This is a genomic window from Rhizobium sp. BT04 (assembly GCF_030053135.1).
In the GTDB taxonomy this organism is placed as follows: domain Bacteria; phylum Pseudomonadota; class Alphaproteobacteria; order Rhizobiales; family Rhizobiaceae; genus Rhizobium; species Rhizobium binxianense.
The window spans coordinates 1,819,017-1,838,771 of record NZ_CP125652.1 but is presented as its reverse complement, the minus strand read 5'-3'; the positions used below and the strand labels follow the sequence as shown (position 1 = coordinate 1,838,771).

At 60.7% G+C, this 19,755-nt stretch carries 13 protein-coding genes, 1 tRNA gene and 2 pseudogenes; 5 read left to right on the top strand and 11 right to left on the bottom strand.

The window, feature by feature from the left end:
* Nucleotides 1–342: 342 nt before the first annotated feature.
* Together QMO82_RS17615 and QMO82_RS17610 are read left to right on the top strand one after the other, a co-directional pair.
* Complete coding sequence (locus QMO82_RS17615) at nt 343–1,281, top strand: sialate O-acetylesterase (protein WP_183607901.1); 939 nt, start codon at nt 343–345, stop codon at nt 1,279–1,281.
* 363 nt (nt 1,282–1,644) lie between these two features.
* A complete protein-coding gene (locus QMO82_RS17610) occupies nt 1,645–2,583 on the top strand; it encodes a sialate O-acetylesterase (RefSeq protein WP_183607902.1) in 939 nt (312 codons plus the stop codon).
* 232 nt (nt 2,584–2,815) lie between these two features.
* On the opposite strand, the gene QMO82_RS17605 is transcribed toward QMO82_RS17610, so the two are convergent.
* From QMO82_RS17605 to leuS, 3 genes and pseudogenes are all read right to left on the bottom strand, one after another.
* Entirely contained in the window at nt 2,816–4,237 is a 1,422-nt protein-coding gene (locus tag QMO82_RS17605) for a DUF882 domain-containing protein (protein ID WP_183607903.1), read from the bottom strand.
* Between the two features lie 216 nt (nt 4,238–4,453).
* Nucleotides 4,454–4,780, bottom strand: coding sequence for a hypothetical protein (locus QMO82_RS17600; RefSeq protein WP_126908466.1), 327 nt, complete (start codon nt 4,778–4,780; stop codon nt 4,454–4,456).
* 335 nt (nt 4,781–5,115) lie between these two features.
* Nucleotides 5,116–7,642, bottom strand: a pseudogene (gene leuS, locus QMO82_RS17595) (leucine--tRNA ligase).
* A gap of 764 nt (nt 7,643–8,406) precedes the next feature.
* On the opposite strand from leuS, the gene QMO82_RS17590 reads away from it, so the two are divergent.
* Together QMO82_RS17590 and QMO82_RS17585 are read left to right on the top strand one after the other, a co-directional pair.
* Nucleotides 8,407–8,865: a hypothetical protein gene (locus tag QMO82_RS17590; protein WP_183607904.1), complete on the top strand. Its 459-nt coding sequence runs from the start codon at nt 8,407–8,409 to the stop codon at nt 8,863–8,865.
* A gap of 1 nt (nt 8,866) precedes the next feature.
* Nucleotides 8,867–10,093: an HlyD family secretion protein gene (locus QMO82_RS17585; RefSeq protein ID WP_183607905.1), complete on the top strand. Its 1,227-nt coding sequence runs from the start codon at nt 8,867–8,869 to the stop codon at nt 10,091–10,093.
* 612 nt (nt 10,094–10,705) lie between these two features.
* On the opposite strand, the pseudogene QMO82_RS17580 reads toward QMO82_RS17585, so the two are convergent.
* The 5 genes and pseudogenes from QMO82_RS17580 to QMO82_RS17560 all read right to left on the bottom strand — a co-directional run.
* Nucleotides 10,706–10,948 (bottom strand): annotated as a pseudogene (locus QMO82_RS17580) (hypothetical protein); the annotation flags it as partial.
* Nucleotides 10,939–12,726, bottom strand: coding sequence for an adenylate cyclase (locus tag QMO82_RS17575; RefSeq protein WP_183607906.1), 1,788 nt, complete (start codon nt 12,724–12,726; stop codon nt 10,939–10,941). The gene QMO82_RS17575 and the pseudogene QMO82_RS17580, both read right to left, overlap by 10 nt.
* 179 nt (nt 12,727–12,905) lie before the next feature.
* The gene (locus tag QMO82_RS17570; protein ID WP_183607907.1) at nt 12,906–13,337 is read right to left on the bottom strand and encodes a hypothetical protein; all 432 of its coding nucleotides are present in this window, start codon (nt 13,335–13,337) and stop codon (nt 12,906–12,908) included.
* 40 nt (nt 13,338–13,377) lie between these two features.
* Nucleotides 13,378–15,564: a mechanosensitive ion channel family protein gene (locus tag QMO82_RS17565; RefSeq protein WP_183607908.1), complete on the bottom strand. Its 2,187-nt coding sequence runs from the start codon at nt 15,562–15,564 to the stop codon at nt 13,378–13,380.
* A gap of 38 nt (nt 15,565–15,602) precedes the next feature.
* Entirely contained in the window at nt 15,603–16,874 is a 1,272-nt protein-coding gene (locus QMO82_RS17560) for an alpha/beta hydrolase (protein ID WP_272782235.1), read from the bottom strand.
* A gap of 285 nt (nt 16,875–17,159) precedes the next feature.
* Between QMO82_RS17560 and QMO82_RS17555 the strand changes: the two genes are divergently transcribed.
* Nucleotides 17,160–17,450 carry a hypothetical protein gene (locus QMO82_RS17555; protein ID WP_183607909.1) on the top strand — a complete coding sequence of 97 codons (291 nt, stop codon included), beginning with the start codon at nt 17,160–17,162 and terminating at the stop codon, nt 17,448–17,450.
* Nucleotides 17,451–17,777: 327 nt separating this feature from the next.
* Here the strand turns inward: QMO82_RS17555 and QMO82_RS17550 are convergent, their stop codons facing one another.
* From QMO82_RS17550 to QMO82_RS17540, 3 genes are all read right to left on the bottom strand, one after another.
* A complete protein-coding gene (locus QMO82_RS17550; protein ID WP_183607910.1) occupies nt 17,778–18,155 on the bottom strand; it encodes a hypothetical protein in 378 nt (125 codons plus the stop codon).
* A 529-nt stretch (nt 18,156–18,684) separates the two neighbouring features.
* Nucleotides 18,685–18,761 (bottom strand) — tRNA-Arg (locus tag QMO82_RS17545).
* A gap of 201 nt (nt 18,762–18,962) precedes the next feature.
* On the bottom strand, nt 18,963–19,745 hold the full coding sequence (locus tag QMO82_RS17540) for an ATP-binding cassette domain-containing protein (protein ID WP_003581354.1): 783 nt from the start codon (nt 19,743–19,745) through the stop codon (nt 18,963–18,965).
* Nucleotides 19,746–19,755 lie beyond the last annotated feature (10 nt).

Sequence of the window (19,755 nt, the reverse complement as noted above, 5' to 3'; positions counted from 1 at the left end):
TGTGTCCGTCGATCCAAATGATCAGGGCAGCGAAGAGGAATAACCGGTGCTCCCGCTCCCACGTTGTCCTCGCCGCGCCAATCTGTGATCGTCTTCCCACGCGCAAAGGGACTTTCTTCATGTCGCCGCACGCGGGATTACTGGCGGGCGCGATCCCTCACCCAACCGGATGATTGCAATCACTGGCCCGGGCTATAGTTGAAGCAGCGACCGGGCTCGATCTTCACGACGACCTCTTTTCAAAGGATCGTGCCCGAGCAAGCAGATGTGGCTGGTGTCAAGGAACCTTCGTGGCTGGACCAGCCTCGATGAGTCATCGGATGATGATTAAAGGTCACGACCATGCGCAAAACGCTGGCAGTCGGCGGGGCCGCCTTGATCACCGTGTACTTTCTCGGCGGCATGAGTGCGAGACATGAGATCTTTCCTTGGCCACAACTTTCCGCGCTGAGGAAAATGGTTGGCGGAGAGAAGGCAGCGGCTCCAAGCCGATATACTTTCGACGACAAGGGGCGGCTCATCGGCGATGAATCGAAAACGCCCGTGACCTGCCCGACTCAAACTGATCGAACGGCTGTCTTGCTAATTCTTGGCCAATCGAACGCGGCCAACGACGGTGGACAACGACACAGGTCGCATTATGGCGCTCGCGTCGTCAACGCCTTTGACAAACGGTGCTTCGTCGCAGCGTCGCCACTTCTTGGATCGACCGATACCAAGGGAGAATACTGGACGCTCCTTGCGAACAATTTGATTGCCTCGGGACAGTATGACAGCGTCGTCCTCGCGCCTCTCGCTTATTCCGGATCTGAGGTCGCACGGTGGGCGCCCGGTGGCGACATCAATCCTGTGCTGGTCGATACAATGAAACAGCTTCAGGATTCCAACTATCGAATAACGAGCGTCCTCTGGGTGCAAGGAGAGGCGGACCTCGTTCTGGGCACCACTGTGCAGGCCTACCAGGACCATTTCATGTCGATGGTTGACACGCTGCGTCAGCACGGCGTCGAGGCACCCGTTTACATTTCGATCGCATCGAAATGCCTGGAACCGAGCAACGGCGGCTTCAAGGAGCATATTCCAGACAATCCAATTGTACGGGCGCAGCTGGCCCTGTCAAAAAGCGGCCATGGTATCCGAGAGGGAGTAAATTCTGACGCGTTGCTCGATGGGGATGACCGCTACGACGATTGCCATATCGGCGGCACTGGCGCGGAGAAACTGTCGCGGGCCTGGCTGAACCTTCTGCGCGGCGATCGCGGCCCGGAAGCCTCGCGATAGACTTGCCTGAACCGGTTTTCGCAGCTTCGCAGCTTCGCACGCTTCGGCCCCGTTCGCTATTCGGCACCCTATCGCTTGTCATTGGTGTCACCTCGCTCTCCGACGGGGGGACGGTGGCGAAGATGACGTCGTCCGGCGCGCCAATCTATCCGCCAGCAGACGCGGATGACTGAAAAGAAAGCGAGGACCCGGCCTGCTGACCTCGGCCGCGATTGCCGTCGGATCAACCTCTAATGACGTCAACCCTCCGATGAATGACGTCAATATCGAGTGATGCTTGGGTTACCCCTATTGCATAACTGGACCGGCCTTGATTAGTCCAATAGGCTCCATGCTATCGGGTGATGAGCAAAGGGTAACGAGATGCGTAAGACGCTAACAGTCGGCGGGGCCGCTTTAATCGCGATATACTTCGTCGGCGGCATGAGCGCGAGACATGAGATCTTTCCGTGGCCACAACTTTCCGCGCTGAGGAAAACGGTTGTTGGAGAGAAGCCGGCGGCCCCAAGCCGATATAGTTTCGACGACAAGGAACGCCTCATCGGGGATGAATCAAAAACCTCTGTGACCTGCCCCACTCAAACCGATCGAACGGCTGTCTTGCTAATTCTTGGCCAATCGAACGCGGCCAACGACGGTGGACAACGACACAGGTCGCATTATGGCGCTCGCGTCGTCAACGCCTTTGACAAACGGTGCTTCGTCGCAGCGTCGCCACTTCTTGGATCGACCGATACCAAGGGAGAATACTGGACGCTCCTTGCGAACAATTTGATTGCCTCGGGACAGTATGACAGCGTCGTCCTCGCGCCTCTCGCTTATTCCGGATCTGAGGTCGCACGGTGGGCGCCCGGTGGCGACATCAATCCTGTGCTGGTCGATACAATGAAACAGCTTCAGGATTCCAACTATCGAATAACGAGCGTCCTCTGGGTGCAAGGAGAGGCGGACCTCGTTCTGGGCACCACTGTGCAGGCCTACCAGGACCATTTCATGTCGATGGTTGACACGCTGCGTCAGCACGGCGTCGAGGCACCCGTTTACATTTCGATCGCATCGAAATGCCTGGAACCGAGCAACGGCGGCTTCAAGGAGCATATTCCAGACAATCCAATTGTACGGGCGCAGCTGGCCCTGTCAAAAAGCGGCCATGGTATCCGAGAGGGAGTAAATTCTGACGCGTTGCTCGATGGGGATGACCGCTACGACGATTGCCATATCGGCGGCACTGGCGCGGAGAAAGTGTCGCGGGCCTGGCTGAACCTTCTGCGCGGGGGTAGCCGCCTGGAAGCCTCGCGATAGTCTTCGCTGAACCGGTTTCGCACCTTCGCACGCTTCGGCCCCATCCGCTATTCGGCACCTTATCGCTTGTCATTGGTGTCACCTCGCTCTCCGACGGGGGTGGACGGTGGCGAAGATGACGTCGTCCGGCGCGCCAATCTATCCGCCAGCAGACGCGGATGACTGAAAAGAAAGCGAGAACCCGGCCTGCTGACCTCGGCAGCGATTGCCGTCGGATCAACCGCTGATGACGTCAACCCTCCGGAGGCGACACAAACCGGCCGGCATCGAATGGTCCTGCGGCGGCGACCGGAATGACAGCCTCACCCGAAGTCGCAACATTCGCCTGACGATCAACCGTGCGGGGCGAGACGCGAGGCGCGCTCAACCCGATCGCCTCGCCCGGAGAATGCAGCGCCCATTTCATCAGCGCCGCCTCGGAGGTCGATCCCAAGAAGCCCGCTTCTTCCCAGGATGCAGTCATCGGCAGCGAGGCGATCATATCTGCGCCCCGCTCGGAGCTTTCCTGTGCAGCTGCGAGGGGATGGAAACGGGCGTGGGCCGGCAATGCCGGCGGCCGTCGTTCCGGAAGCGCCTCGATCGGGCCGATCGACGCAGTCACCAGTGAGTCGTCCGCGCCCGCATCATGCGTCATGGCGACCGGGCGCATGGCCGGTATCGGAACCGGGAAAGCTGGAACATCCCCAGCGAGGTCTTTTTCATTCCGCTCGACCGCGCCGGTCTGGCGCGCCAGCGCATTCAAGGCGCGGCTTTTCGGCGTCGGCAGCATCGCCGTCACCAGCTTGCTATCTCCAGTGTCGCCGTCAGGCCTGCTCGACCCCGCCACATCTTCGTCTTCTCCAGCGGTGCTGGCGATCTCTATCGAGCTGGCGCCGCCGCGTTTCTTGTAGCTCGCAACCGCCTGATTGTATCCCGGCAGCGGCCGGCCATCGGCCGGGAGATGCATCGTCTGCCCATTCGGGAATATGCGCGCGAGTTCCTGCCGCGACATGCGCGGCCAGGCCCGGACATTGCCGAGGTCGAGATGCACGAAGGGCGATCCCGAAGTCGGATAATAGCCAACACCGCCGACCTGCAACTGCATGGCAAGCGCCCGCAGCGTCGCAAGCTTGACGCCGGGAACGTAGAAATCCATCGCCTTGCCCAGCATGTGCTGGCTCTTCTTGGCGACACCCGTGCTGCGCGAGCGGTTGCGCAGCATGTTGTTGGTGGCCGGAGAGCGATAGGCGGAGACGATGTGGATATAGTCCTTGCCGCCGCTGCGCTTATACACCTCCCAGACCAGGTCGAGCGGCCGCGGATCCATCCGGGTCGGCTCGTTCCTTCGCCAATCGCGCAGAAACCGATTGATCTGGGCAAGGCCCTTCGGATCGAACTTTCCGTCCCGCTTGTAGGTAATCGTGGCCCTCTCGCCCGTATGGGTAAAGAACAGCTTCAGGGCGCGATCTTCCGCCGAGGCAAATGATGCGGAGCCGACAAGTGCCGGCAGGGCAAACAGAGCCGGCAGAATGGTCTGCGCTGCGAAGCGTTCCGCACGCGAGAGGAGCCTGGCAATTCCGCTCAAGGCTGCGCCCGATAATCCTTGCACTGGATACTTCAACACGAACAATCCCGCCCACACCAAACATTCGACGACGTGCGGGGACTTCCGCATCCATCAGGCTGCGTAGAGCCAGATTATGGTCAAACGAGCGGATGTGTAAGCTTGGCGAATTGAGGATGCGGCCCATCCGAGGCGCAATCGCAACCGGCGTCCGCGAGTAGCTACTAACCGCCAGCCTCGCTGATCGGTATAGGCGCGACGTTTGCACAGAAATGCGCACCCCGGTCGGAACTGGAAAAGTTCGCTGAACAAATTCTAAGCATGCCTTCAGAAGTGCGAGGGATCCTCATAGCCTTCCAACTCAGGGCATCCCCTGATGTTGCCGAAACCGATCGTTCGCCGGTCGCCTGATTCATCCAGACCTCTGAGCACGATGATATTCTCATCCTGCTGTATAATCTCGCTGCGATAGATGCCGGCCCGAAGCGCCCGGTTTCTCGCCTGGCTTATATTGCATTGCCCGGGCGGTGGAGTGACGTGCCAGTATCTCGTGCCTTGCCCATCCGACTGCCATCCGCCGGAAGCGGCAAATCCCGACGGGCTGGATAGCAGTATGCCAGACGCCAATATCACGCTGCCTAGAACCAGTTTCATGTCATCTCCGTAAGCCGGCGTTTCAGAGCCCGTCACCATTCTGCCTGTCGCTGTTGCAGCCGATCCTTGATATGTTCCGTGGCGGTTTCCAATGGTGTCGCAACGATAAATGGCTCACGCTAACACTGTGCTAATGCCAACTCTGGCTGCAATTCGTGACATTGAAAACAAAGAGTTTTTCTCGATGACCTCTCAAGGACAGGGGCGAGTATAGAGTCGATACGGGACGGATTGCTGCTGCACCTCCGATGATGCGTGAAGAAGCTGAGCAGGATCTTCAGATTCCACGCGAAGCGGTGGCGACAGTCTCGACCAGGTTCCAGAGCGGCTCGACGCTATGGAGCAAGCACGAAGTTCACCAGCCGTCCAGGGACAACGATTTCCTTCAGCACTGCCTTCCCCGTCAACCTCGACCGAACGTCAGGCTCCTGCGCAGCCAGCCTGACGAGTTCATCAGCGGCGAGCGTCGAGGGAGCCTGAATCCTGCCTCGCAGCTTGCCGTTGACCTGGACGATAAATTCGCGAATATCATCGTCGGCGAGAGTGGGGTCGTATGTCGGCCAGGGTTCATGCGACAGACTTTCCGGATGTCCCAGCATTCTCCAGAGTTCCTCGGCAATGTGCGGCGCGAACGGTGCCAGCAGCAGAACGAAGGATTCGACTGCCGACCGTGGTTTGATGTCCAGTCCCGTCAATGCGTTTGACAGCTCCATCAGCTTTGAGATCGCCGTGTTGAAACGCAGGGCCTCGATATCGTTGCCGACAGCCTTGATCGTCTTGTGAAGAGCGCGGGCGATCTCCGGGGACGGCTTCGCATCGATAATTTTGCTCGACACCATGCCATCCTCTCCACTGGCGATCCGCCATACGCGATGGAGGAAGCGGCTGACCCCGGCCACGCCGGACATTTGCCACGGCTTGGCAACGTCCAATGGCCCCATGAAGAGTTCATACAGACGCATGGCGTCGGCGCCGTATCGTTCGACCACCTCGTCAGGATTGACGACATTGAACTTTGACTTCGACATCTTCTCGACTTGGCGCTCGACCTCGATTTCTCCGACATACCAGCGGCCGTCGCGCTCGGCCGCGTCCTCGGGTCGATAGTATCTGCCAGTCGCATCCTTGTAGCTGAAGGCCAAGGATCATTCCCTGGTTGAACAGCTTGCGGAACGGCTCTTTGGACGTCACGACGCCGATGTCGAACAGCACTTTGTGCCAGAAGCGCGCGTAGAGCAGATGCAGCACCGCATGCTCGGCTCCTCCCACATAGAGATCGACGGGCAGCCAGTATTTCTCCTTCTCAGGATCGATCGGCGCGGTCGCGTTCTGAGGATCGGCAAAGCGCAGGTAATACCAGCACGATCCCGCCCATTGCGGCATCGTGTTGGTTTCCCGCAGAGCGTCCATGCCGGACTTCGGATCGACCGTCCGGACCCAATCGCCCGCCCGCGCCAGCGGCGGCTCCCCGTCCGGCGTCGGCCTGTATTCGTTGAGTTCGGGAGGCAGCAGTGGCAGGGCGTCCTCCGGCAGGGGCACGATACTGCCGTCGGCGGCATGCAGGATAGGAAAGGGTTCTCCCCAGTATCTCTGCCGCGAGAACAGCCAGTCGCGCAGCTTGTACTCGATGCGCTCCACCCCGACGCCTTGCTCGGTCATCCATGCGATCGCTGCCGTTCTCGCCGTTTTCGTCTCCATTCCATCCATGAAGCCGGAGTTGACCATCAAGCCTTCGCCAGTCTGCGCAGCGGACGGCACATCGCCGGAGGGGGAGCCAGACGCCGACACGACTTCGACGATCGGCAGCCCGAACTCCTGTGCGAAATCGCGGTCGCGGTCGTCATGGGCTGGAACGGCCATGATTGCTCCGGTGCCGTAGGCCATCAGCACGTAGTCGGCCACCCACACCGGAATCCGCAAACCATTCGCCGGGTTGATCGCATAGGCTCCGGTGAACACTCCGCTTTTCCATTGCGCTTGCGACTTCTCTATCGCGCTCATTGCCGCCGCGCGGGTGCGGTAGGCGTCGACCTCTCCGCGTTGGCCGACGGAAGCGATGGCATCGATAGCAGGGTGCTCAGGGGAGAGGACGATGAACGTAACGCCGAAGATCGTTTCCGGACGCGTGGTGTAAACTGTCAGGGAACTCTCTCCATCCTCGACGTCGAAAGTCACCTCAGCGCCTTCTGATCTGCCGATCCAGTTGCGCTGCATCGCCTTGATGCCGTCCGGCCAGTCCAGCTCGTCCAGATCGGCGAGCAGGCGGTCGGCATAGGCGGTGATTTTCAGCATCCACTGACGCATCGTGCGACGCTCCACCGGGTCTCCGGTTTCCACGTAGCGGCCGTCCTTCACTTCCTCGTTGGCCAGGACCGTACCTTGTGCCGGGCACCAGTTGACGGCAACGTCTGCCTGGTAGGCCAGGCCAGCCTTATACATTTGCAGGAAGAGCCATTGCGTCCATCGTACGAACTCGGGATCGGTGGTCGAAATCTCCCGACTCCAATCGTAGGAAAAGCCCAGACGCCGGACCTGCTTCCTGAAATTCGAGATGTTGCGCCGCGTGGTGATCGCTGGATGGACGCCCGTCCGCACTGCGTATCGCTCGGCGGGCAGCCCGTAGGCATCCCACCCCATCGGATGCAGGACATTGAAGCCCATCATGCGCTTGTACCGGGCCACGACGTCGGTTGCGGTATAGCCTTCCGGATGACCAACATGCAGGCCGTCGCCGGACGGATAGGGAAACATGTCCAGGACATAATACTTCGGACGACTTTGGTCGTCCTCCGTTCTGAACGTCTGGTTTTCCTCCCAGTATCGCTGCCATCGCGGCTCGATCGTCTTGGGATCATACGGCATTGCGAACTCCCTTCTGTCCCGAAATTCCGACCGAAGAGGAATGGCAACAAAAAACCCGCCTCTTCGGCGGGTTGCTGCATCTTTAAAACGCAAGCGCGTGCTAACCCACCATCGGAAGGATGGCGAGTAGGAGCTTTGAATTGGTGCGCGCGGTGTTCATGTCTTTTTTGATGCCACGGAACCGCTTTCCTGTCCAGACGCTGGTGGCGCGGTTAGCTTGAGCGAGGTGATGGAGTTCTCGGAGCAGGTCGTCGTACCCCGTCTTCTCTTTCCTCGCCTTCCGAATCTTCGTGCGAGTGGCAACGGCCATCTCTTCGCATAATGAAGACGGCCTTCTGCTTGATGGTCGCCGATGATGTGGCCCTTGAGTAGCCTGGCACCGATGCCATCGGTGACAAGGATGCCGAGTTGCGACCCTCGAAACGCTTCGGTCCACGTTCGACGATGCTGAGTGCTAGCTACGGTTCAAGATCCTGACGCGTCGGCATCGCGTGGCCGGATTCTGCATCGACTGGAAACCAAACTTCTGTGCCACAGTCGTCGGCAAAGTTTCCTCGATGTGTTCATCAGGCGCCAAACAATGCGCAGTAAGGGTCGCCAACGTGCTTCGACGGGGGGCCTTCCGGGCGAGTTCCCACGGCGTCTCCAACCGTATGTTACTGTAACATACTACACACCATCTCCATTCGTTCACTAGACCACAGCAACGCGCATGTTTTTGAAACGCATGCGAGTTCAACCGTTTTCTTTGTCGAGGTGGTCGAATGACAGACGCAGCAGTCAATCCAGCCGCAATCGAACATTTACCTGTGTTCATTTCTCAACCCGGACAGACGGACTATCTGTTCGTCGCGGTGATCATCTTCCTGGTCGTGGCGGTGCTTGCGGTCGGCAATCTCTATTTTCAACTTCATGCCGTTCCTGAACGCATGGCCCATCGTACGAGCAAGGTGCAGATGGAGGTGGTGGCAGTTCTCGCGCTCATCTCTCTGTTCACCCATAATCATCTGTTCTGGATCGCGGGCCTGCTGCTGGCGTTCGTGCAAATCCCGGACTTTTCCTCGCCGCTCTATTCGATCGCTCAGTCACTTGGCAAGCTCTCCGGCCGCGACGCCGCGACGACGGGCGATCCTGCGCTTATGACGGAACCCTTCGAGGCGGCCGATACGGCCAAGCCTGCGATGGCGCCGACCAAAACTACCGTGCATGGGGAAGGTATCTGAGATGTTCGAACTATTGCTTTGCTCTCTGCTGACGATTTTCCCCGACTATCTGTTCCGCCGCTACGCACAGGGAAAGAGGATCGGACATGACATCACCCTATACACCGTTTGGTACGAACTGCGATGGGGCATAACGGCTTGCCTGGTGCTGACCGTCTCGCTGATTACGATGATTTTCTACTTTCATCCTTCAACCAAGAACGTCACGGCGATCTTCAGAACCGTGAGCATCCTTCCGGAATCGACCGGCCGGGTTGAAGAGGTCTTCGTCGGCCTCAACCAGAAGGTCGAAGCTGGAACCCCGCTCTTCCGCCTCGACTCGTCAGAGCAGGAGGCCGCACTCGAAACGGCTCGTCGACGCATCGCCGAAGCCGACGCGGCAATGACCGTCGCCCAGACCGAGCTGGCGGGCGTCGACGGACAGATCAGGGAGGCGCAGGGCGCGTATCAGACCGCCGTCGACGAATACGAGATGAAGTCGCAGCTTCTGACGAACAACGCCGTCGCCAAGCGCGAAGTCGACCGACTCGCCACGACGATCGACAGCCGCAAGGGCGCGGTCGACGCCGTCCTCGCTAAGAAGCAGACATTGCAGACGCAGATCGCCGTCCTGCTCCCCGCCCAGAAGGCAAGCGCCGAAGCCGCTCAGGCGCAGGCGCAGGTCGAACTGGACAAGACGACGGTGCGGGCAGGCGTGACGGGCACGGTCCAGCAGTTCACACTGCGGCCTGGCGACGTCGTCAACGCGATGCTGCGCCCCGCCGGAATTCTGGTGCCGGAAAACGCAGGCCGCACGACGCTCGTCGCCGGCTTCGGGCAGATCGAGGCCCAGGTCATGAAGCGCGGCATGATCGCCGAGGCGACGTGCATCGGAAAGCCCTTTACCATCATCCCGATGGTGGTCACCGAAGTGCAGGACGTCATCGCCGCCGGACAGTTGCGGGCGTCCGACCAATTGGTCGACGTCCAACAGATGGGGCAGCCGGGAACACTGACGGTATTCCTGGAGCCACTTTTCCAGGGCGGCCTCGACGCCGTTCCTCCGGGGAGCAGTTGCATAGCGAACGCCTATACGAACAATCACGATGCGCTGGCCGATCCGAACATCAGCTCGGGCAAGTGGCTCCTTCTGCACATTGTCGACGCCGTCGGGCTCGTGCATGCGATGATCCTGCGGATGCAGGCGACGCTTCTCCCGGTTCAGACGCTGGTTCTATCCGGACATTGAAAAAACGCCGGCCTGCGGCGCTATGCGTCGCGAGCCGGCATCTTCGGAAACACATAAGTGCTATCCGTTATCGCCGCTTGCGGCGCAACGAGGGACGCCTCCGATCTCGTGGAGGCTTCTCACCGACTTGATCCTCCCTTTCGATGACTCATCCAAATCTCTCAAGCTCGAGCGAACAGCAATAGGGCCGAACAAACCGCAGCGATGGACACCCCGCTCGGGATCGCTCTCCCCGCGGTGGAAATGCACCGAGTTCTGGCAGGGGGCCGAAGATGATCGTCAAGAAGAAAGCGCCGAATAGGAAGCTCAGCCGGGCCACGAACGATATCAGATGTGCGGCGACCATGTTGTTGAACGGAACCCGGACGGCCACCCATCGAACCCTCGACCGGTAGCAGACCTGCAGGAACAGCGTGCAGCATAGGACCGAGACATACGTCGACTGGTGATCCTCTGCGGCTCTCCCAGGGCCTCCTGACCTCGTGGAACACCGGGAAGACCATTCAGGGAAGGTAGACGACCCCCAGGGTCTGATCGCAAAGCAGGAACTCCCAGGCGGCGGCTTTCGAGTGCTCGGTCGCACCTCTCCATTGCACGACGCTGTCAGCGTCGTCAGAAACGGATGGCGACGCCGATGATCGGACTCTGCTGGACGACGTCGAAGACGAATCCATACTTTTCGTAGTTCACTCCGAGGGGGCGATATCCCGCGACGCCAATATGGTGTCCGTGAACTTATAACCCACGGCAAGCGCAACGTCTCAGTCGAGGTCGGCCCCAGCCGCACCGACGAGGCTCCATCCAGTCAGGTTAGACCTCAGGCGTGAAGAAGTTGCTTCCCCGGGCTAGCGGGGCTGCAGGTCTGATGCGGCCCCGCCCAGCGTGGCGCTGGCGACCACATCTTGCGGAACCGGCATTCCAGCTTTGCGGAACCCGTTGATCAGCCGGGCGGCGTCGGCAGGTTGCAGATTGCGAATTGCGAGTTCCGAAGCGACGTTGGGCAGGAAGTCCGTGCGCATCTTGACGAATGCCTCTCCTTCGCGCCGAGCCATCTCAGTCTTTCCCGCTTCGGCATAAATGACCGCTGCTACTGCATGGAAAAGGGGAAACTTCTGCAGGTCGGCCTGATCAATTTCACGCACGGCGGTGGCGTTGTCATGAAGCATGTAGGCGGCTAGCGCGCGCGTACCGTGGAAGTAGCCGCCGCCTCCGGGGTTGAGGGCTATGGCTCGGTCGAGCAAGGCCGCGCCCCGCGCCCAATCGCCCCCCATGGAAAGCCGCGTCCCGAACTCGCCCATGAGCTCGGTGTCGTTCGGGTTGGTGGCGAGGGCCTGCTCGCCGATCCGCATGGCATCATCGAATTCGCGGTTGAAGAACAACGCCATCATCAGGGCTTGAAGGCCGCGCGTATTGCCGGCATCGAGCTGCGTCGACCGCCGAGCGGCTCTCAACGCGCGCTGCATCGGCGGGTCGGTACCGTTCTGGACGTTGAACTTGAACCGGTCCTCATCGAGGTAGACGATCGAGAGCATCGCCCAGGCGGTGGCGTAGGTAGGGTAGCGGGCGACTGCGGTCTCCAGGCATTCGCGTACCTTCAAATGCCCGTCGACGCTCAATTCCGACCGGTAGGCGTAGAAGTGCAACGTGCATGCATAGGTCCCACGGTCGTCCGGCGGCGGGTTCGCGACGTCGACCTGCGCTATCACGCCATATGGCTGCGCGATCGTCGTCGCGACCCTTCGTGCGACGTCGGTCTGGATGGCGAAAAGGTCGTCGGACGCGATATCGTTCTCGTAGTCCTGGGACCAGACGATCGCGTCGTCCGACGTGTCAAGAAGGCGAACGGTGACGCGAAGCCGGGTGCCCGAAGCGCGCACGCCGCCGGCCAAAAGATATCGTGCTCCGAGCTTTTCGCGCACCCGCGAGGCGTCGACGTCGGAGGGCAGCGTCTTCGACGTCTCGCGCCCGAAGACTTTGACTTCCTTGAACCGGGGAAGTGCGGTCAGCAGCTCTTCGGTGAGCCCGATGGCATAGAGCTGCGCGTTTGAATCGTTGCCCAGATTGGCGAACGGAGCGACGACGAGGGTTGGACGATCAGGCACTGCGTCGGCAACGGTTGCGGGCGGCGAAGGGGAGGCTAGACCCAAGACGACAAGAAGCGCGGCCAGGGCGGCAACGGTTCCGCCGCCTGCGAAGGCCGCACGACGCCCGCGCCACCATGGATCGGGAGACCGGGGAACTTCCGCTTGCAGTGGCTGGTTGTCGGGTTTCTGCGGGGGCGGGTCGTTCCATGAAAAGGATGGAACGTAGCCACCCTTCGGAACGTCGATCCTGACCGGATCGTTCTTGCCGCCGAGAAGGTAGTAGTGCTCGAGGGAGCGGCGGAGCCGGCCGGCTTCGATGCGGACGACCGGATCGTCCTGCGAGAACGTGTCGCGTCGACCGAATACCTCCACGGCGATCGCGTAGCCCTTGATGCGGCCGCCACGGCCTTCGAGCGTCTCCTCCACGACGTAACGTAGAAAGGATGCGACACGTCCGACCGCTGGAAATTCGGGGTCGGCAAGTATGCGTTGAAGCTGTGCCCGAACCTCTTCGACGCACGGCAGGTCGTCCCTCGTCGATGCTGTCACGGTCCTCTCCCCGTATGCGCCGCCCGCCCGCGATCCCGGATGTCCGGGACTGGCGTTGGGGCTTGTGCGGGAAAAACGGTACACCCGGAAAGCGTCCTCGTCCACGAATATGCGGCGCACTGAATATAACAGAGGCTGGAGGAGGTCGCGTTGGCCCGTCCAGCTCCGTTGGGGGGCTCTCAATGCGGGCAGACGTCCCAGAACCCTGTCGTCTTGGCAGGCGAGGTGTAATACCAGCACTGGCCCGGTTGAGGTGGCGTGCCCGCCAGAGAGACTGCCGCGGCGCCTGCAACGAAGCCGATGGCCGCGCCTGCTGCGATCGCTGCTCCCGGCCGCCAGTAGCGACGTGGGCTGACCACGACCACCCCACCTCGGGCAGGTCTGTATGCTGGGGGTACGGCCGGGCGATGGACGGGACGATACCCTGGTCCTGTCCGACCGGCGGCGGCACATCCGCGGGGGCCGCACGCCGCCGCCGCGCACCCTCTCGGACCGCATGCCGCTACGCCACGTCGGGCCTCGGCAGTCGAAGGCACGAGGAGAGGCGCGAAGATAAGCATCAACAAGGCCAGGGCCGCGAGCAGGTGACTTGGGATGGTGAGTGCTTTCATTCCCGTTCCTCCGATATCTCTTAGTTGCTTGGCAAAAACTTCACTGGGTGCCGGCCGCGATCGCAGCATTGTGTGCGGCGAGCGCCTGCTGGGCGGCAGCGGCGACGCCTTCGTCCTTCCCGCCCGAAACCTGCACGGTTGGCACGGCGATCTTGATTCCATTCTCGTTGAAGGCCTGATGGATCATTCGCAGCGCACGGCGCTTCAGCGTGAACTGCTGACCGGGGAGCGTCATCACCTTCATCCGGAGGAGAAGTCCGGAATCGCCCAGGCTGTCGATGCCCTGCATCTTCAACGGCTCGATCGTCGTCGGTTTGAACTCGGGATCTTCAAACAACTCCAACCCGATCTTCTTGATGATCTTTCGCGCCTTCTCGATGTCGGCATCGTAGGCGACGGTGATCGTCATCTTCTCGATCGCCCAGTCTCGGCTCATGTTCTGGACCGCTCCGAGCTCGCTGAAGGGCACGATGTAGACTGCGCCACGCTGGTGCCGAAGCTTCACCGATCTCAAGCTGAAGGACTCGACCGTCCCTTTGTAACTGCCGCTCTGGATATACTCGCCAACCCTGAAGGCGTCGTCGAGCAGATAGAACATTCCGCTGATGATGTCCTTGACCACCGTCTGCGCGCCGAAGCCGATCGCTACGCCGACGACGCCCGCGCCTGCGATCAGCGGCCCGATCTCCACGCCAAGCGCCGACAGCGCCATCATAATTGCGACGGCGGCGAAGAGAATCATCACGAAGTTACGCAGGATCGGCAGCAAGGTTCTCAAGCGGGTGCGCCGTCGCTCCCGTTCACTGCCAAATTCCAGCGCCGCTTCGGTGTCGCTAAGCCTTCGGTCGATCAGGACTTTCACGACATTCCAGGCAAGGTCCACGACCAGCAGAATGACTCCTGCGCTGAGCGCTCCGCGCACAAGGCGGACGACGGGTGAATCCTGCATGGTCATTTCCGTCAGCTGAATCTCAAGGACTTCAGCGAGCAGGAGGATTGCTCCGACAATGAGAGCTGCCCGGATGCCGCGCTCGACGACGACGGAGACCACCGTGCCTCGCTTGTGACCGTCTTCAACGTGTTCGGACGAACGCAGGAGATTGTTCACCGAGGCCTTGGTGAGGGCGACCGCTCCGGGAAGGGCCGCACAGACTACCGCTATCCAGAACAGCTTCACGGCCCCAATCACCCATAGCAGCCAGATGCCGACGAAGTAGGCGGTCCATAACCAGTGTCGGGCGCGCAGGCCGATGTGGCGCGGTTGTTCGACCGGGTCGTCCGCGACCGGGCGTCGCCAGACGGCTTCTATGCCGATGGCGAGCAAGATGAGCCCGAGTGCATAGGCTACGAGCTGCTGGGACGGCACGGAAAACCCAAGCGTGCCAAGCAGACGAATGGTCACCCAGCCGAACGCATACCAGCCGGCAGCGTAGCTCAGGCGCTTCGCCCAGAAGCGGGCGGCCTGGTCTGAAACGGGAACCACGCGGAACTGGTTCTGGACCAGCCGGTGCGGTGCAAGCAACACATCGAACACAGCACTTGCCAGCCGAAAGACGACGACGGCAAATAGGTAGCCGACAACGACCTCCCTGATGATGGGTGGCCATTGAAAAAGAAGGAAGAAGCCGATGCTGCCGAACCCGAAGGAAAGGACGTAGCCCGCCGCCCATATCGAACGCGCGACCACGGCGACGATCCTCTCGCGAACCGTTGAGAAAGATGCTCGGGCCATCCATGTGCGCCATCCTGCGGTGATCCACCAGAACAGCCATTGCGTTGCCAGTCCGGCTGCGACGAAGGCGATCACCAGGAAGATGGGTCGCGTTCCGCCATTCGCCTCGACGTCCCGCTCAAGTAGGGCGGCGCCGCGCACGGCCTCCGAGGGAAAGGCCTGCGTCCCGGCGAGAAGACCGGCGGCATGGTTTCGAAGGCGCATCGTAGTCTCGGCGAAGGAGACTTTGTCGCTCGCTTGCGCGACCGGAGGGGGCGCGGCGGAGACAGGGGAGGTCACCTGTCCTCGAATCCAGGTCTGGACCTCTGGCTTGCTGAGAAGGTCAGTAAATTGTCGGACGCTTTCCGGGGGCGTCGCCGCCTGCTGGCCAGGCTGAGAAACCGAAGGCGAGGCAACCTGCGCCGCCACCGGCAGCGCGCCCCACGCCATTGCCCCCAGGAGAGCAACGGCCTGAATGATGGTCTTCGGCGGAGACTGCTTCGAAAGAACGTCCATCGTAATTCCCGGATTTGAAAACATTGGCGGCTGGAGGGCTATCGTACGCACGTCGTCCGTGAAGCATCGTCACTCGTGCAGGTCGGCCGCTTCGCCTTCTGGCCGGAGGCTCCAGTAAGACCTTCGACTTCAGTGGCGTAGTTGTCCCTGGTGTTGGCGTCGACGATGGCGACGGGTGCCGCAAGGATCAATCCGGCGGCGCTGCCGGCTGCGGCGGCTGTATTAGTTGTCGCGGCGAGGATCGTGTCCCCGAGACCGACCTTGCTGTCGGTCAAGGTCTGGCCGTCGGAGATCCGCGCACCGATTAGGCGAACGACTTCAGGCGATTCCGCGAATTTGCCGTGGTTCAGACTGTCGCCCGCCTTCACCTTGGTGAGATCGATCACCGTGATCTGGCTGTCGGCAAGTTCCTTCTTGAACGGGGCCTGTTCCGGATCAATCGCGCCGAGGCGCGCGACGTCGCCCCAGACCCTGCGGGAGACGGCAAGCGCGCGGTCGTCCCGTGAGACGAACAGCGTGAACTTCGGATGCTGCTTCCCCATGTCGACGATCTGCTGGCGGAAGACGTCGACATCGACGTCGGGCGCGGCAAGCATCACGTTCTCGAACTTGGCGGGAAGGCGCCCATTTCGGATCGCCATTTGGCGCAATGCTTCTAGCGCCAGCCAATTTCCCATTGAGTGCGCCAGGATCGAGACCTCCTTTACCTCCGGGTCCTTGGCGAGATATTGGAAGAGCGTCTCTAATGCGTTGCGTGTGTAGTTGGTGCTTTCGCGGTCGTAGCCGTAAGCGAGAAGGCTGCCGCGCGACGGCCACGTGACGAGCACCGGCGCGCTATGAACGCCGGAATCCTGGACGATCTGGGCAAATCGATAGACGGAGTCCTCGAAACGGTTGTTGAAGCCATGGATAAATACCAGGACACTTCCGTCGCGGCTCTTTCTGACTGAGGCGCTGAGCCATTTCCTGGCATCGTCCCGTGTAATTTCATCGGCCTTCAAGGTCGCGAAGTCGGTTGCGGGATTGGATGGAAGCCGCTTCGGCCAAGCGACCTCCCCGACCTTTCGGGCGCTCGCGGGCGGAATGGATACCGTGATGTCGGCAAAAGCCGGGGCAAGTGCACGTTCGCCGCTGAACATCTCGCCCTTCACGGTGGACCGGCTGCGGGTGGTGGTTACCAGCATATCCACCTTCGTCGATTGCGGCGAACTGTCGGCTACCGGAATGAGCACGTTCTTCGGGTGGCCGCCGCATCCTGCCACTGCCACCAACACCGCTATGGCGAAAAACGAAGGCACGCGTAGTGAAATGCCCCCGTGTAGACGGTCGCCGACAAAGTTCAATCTGATCACGCTTCTTCCCCGCTGCAGTTCGCCCCTGGCACGGAGCCGCATCTGCAGAAACGGTCCTAGCCGAGCAGAAAGCTATGCGAGCGCGCGCGGACTTACCCGTAACATCTGGTATGTTACGTAGTCTTGGAGCCGCGGCCGGTCCGTATCCGTATGTTACGGTAACATACTGCCCGGAGGATCAATCTTCAGCGAACATGCACTGGAAGCAGGTCGATCGAGACGTGCCGCGAAGGGGAGTGGGCGATGGACGAAGGCGTTGCGGCTGTCACGCTGCACTTTCCGGTACGGGCGAAGGTGATCGAGGAACTCGCGTCACGGGACCACGTCTTCTGCGAGATCTGCGACGACTTTGCAGAAGCGCAGAGAGAACTCGTAAAGTGGCGCGCGTCGGACCACCCGCACCGCGACGAACACTGCTCCGAATACGAGGAGCTCATTGCCGGGCTGGGGAAAGAGATCGAAGACGCGCTGGACAGCGCTACGGTGCTGCCACTTCATCCGCCTTCGGGGAGCCGCCAGAGAGGAATGCCCTGAAGGGTCGCTTGCAACAAGCGGGGGGACGGTTAATTAGCCGGCCGCGTCTGCAGCAGTCTGTTTCGGACTTCGACGACGCCACCATTACCTTTGCTGCCCTCGGGCATCTGTCGTTCGAATTCTGCCTGTCCTGTTTCGCACCTGAGCATCCAAAGAGGATTGCGAACTCTGCGATACAAAACGTACTGATGGCGACGAGGATTCCAGGACGCTCGCAGTGCGCCTTAATCTCGAGATGCAATTGAAGGAACCCGAGGCGCTTCAGGCCGTACCGAAATCGATCTGAATGCAAAGCGGGCAGCGGCGCGCATCGGCCCGCACAGCAACTTACCGCATCTGCCGTGGGTCTAGTAATCGGGCACTGCCTGTCGCTTGTATTGGGAAAAACTGCGGAATTAGGTAGCAACTGCCACCAGACTTCCTGCCCTTGCTGACTGCACTGTCCTTGATGAACGCGCGTTTGATGCCCTTCTCCTTGGCGTAGTCATGGAGGCGGCTGTACATTGTGCAGAATGCCTTGGCGCGGTCGCCGCTCGCCAGCTTCAGAGAGTCATCGAGCACGATCGTGATTGGACCATCCGCGGGGACCTCGGCATCCACCAGGATGACGCCTGCGCCGGAAACCTGCACGCCCAACCACCGTTCGCTCATTTCGATCCACCCAGTAATGACGTATCGATCCGCCTCGGATTCCCCGAGCAGCATGTCGAACTGCTCGATAGTCTTCTTGGCAAACGATTCGGTCTAGTTGTGCAGATGAGGCGAGAGATTGATTTAGACGTGCATTTGCGTTCTTGAAGCGTTTGTGGCTGTAGCCGGGACCCACTGAAATTACCGGCCGTTTCTTCCGCCGCTTAGGACCGAAGGCGGGGTGTACCGGATCCATTGCCTTGATCGCGTCTTAGCGTCGGCTGTGGAAGGCTGCGAGGACGAGTGCCAAAGAGCCCGTGATGCAAAGCATCCGTATCAAGTCTTTTCCGCCCGCGTTGCCGCGACGATAGAATACCGGGGGCCCACCGCAATCCACAGGGTCGTGAACGAACCAAAGATTTTCGAGCATCGGATGCCGCGACCGCTTTCAACGATCGCCATCAATAGGCCAGGGGCAAGCTCACCGTTTAAATCTTCAGGCTCACACCTATCGCGGAAAAACTACCAGACCAAAGCGCTCAGGCGCGAACCTACGCGGATTCACCAGCCAAGGCGGGGCGGGCAGCGATTTGTCAAATGGAAATGGCGCACCCGACAGGATTCGAACCTGTGACCTTTGGAATCGGAATCCAACACTCTATCCAGCTGAGCTACGGGTGCATGCCGAGGGCGGTTTGAATCGCCTGTCCGATGGGTGGTTCTTAGCCTAGCTTGCGGCCGGCTTCAATCGCGAAATTCTCAGAAATACCGATGCTTGCGGTTTGGCTCGTGTTTTTATCCGTCAGTCTCCGAGAACGCATAAAAAACTCCGCCGGCCTTGCGGGCGGCGGAGTGGGTTGTCGTGGGCTTGTCGCCTTGCGGTCAGATCTGCATGGCGCCGGGGCCGGGGATGGCTTTGGGTGGCACCTTGCCGAGGATGATCATGCCGAGCACCTCATCCTTGGTCACGTCCTCGGTGCGGGCGTGGCCGACGACCTGGCCGTTCTTCATCACCGAGACGCGGTCGGCGAGGTCGAAGACGTCGTGGATGTCGTGGCTGATGAGGAAGATGCCGATGCCCTCCTTCTTCAGCTGCTTGATCAGCTCGCCCACCTGCGCCGTCTCCTGGGGGCCGAGCGCCGCCGTCGGCTCGTCCATGATCAGGATGCGGGCGTTGAAGAGGATCGCCCGGGCAATCGCCACCGATTGCCGCTGGCCGCCCGAAAGCGCCTTCACCGGCTCCTTGAAGCGCTTGAAGTTGGGGTTGAGCCGCCCCATCACCTGCCGCGCCGAGGCTTCCATCGCCACGTCGTCGAGCGTGCCCCAGCGAGTCTTCAGCTCGCGGCCGAGATAGAGGTTGGCGGCGGCGTCGACATTGTCGGCGACGGCGAGCGTCTGGTAGATCGTCTCGATGCCGTATTTCTTGGCATCGCGCGGATTGCGGATGTCGGCCGGCTCGCCGTTGATCAGGATCTCGCCGCCATCACGCTTGTAGGCGCCGGAGAGGATCTTGATCAGCGTCGATTTGCCGGCGCCGTTATGGCCGAGCAGGGCCACCACTTCGCCGGGGTAGAGATCCACCGAGGCATTGTCCACGGCGTGAATGCCGCCGAAGGAGATCGAGATGTTTTTCAGTTCCACGAGGGGAGTGCGTTGATCAGCCATATCTGGGGCT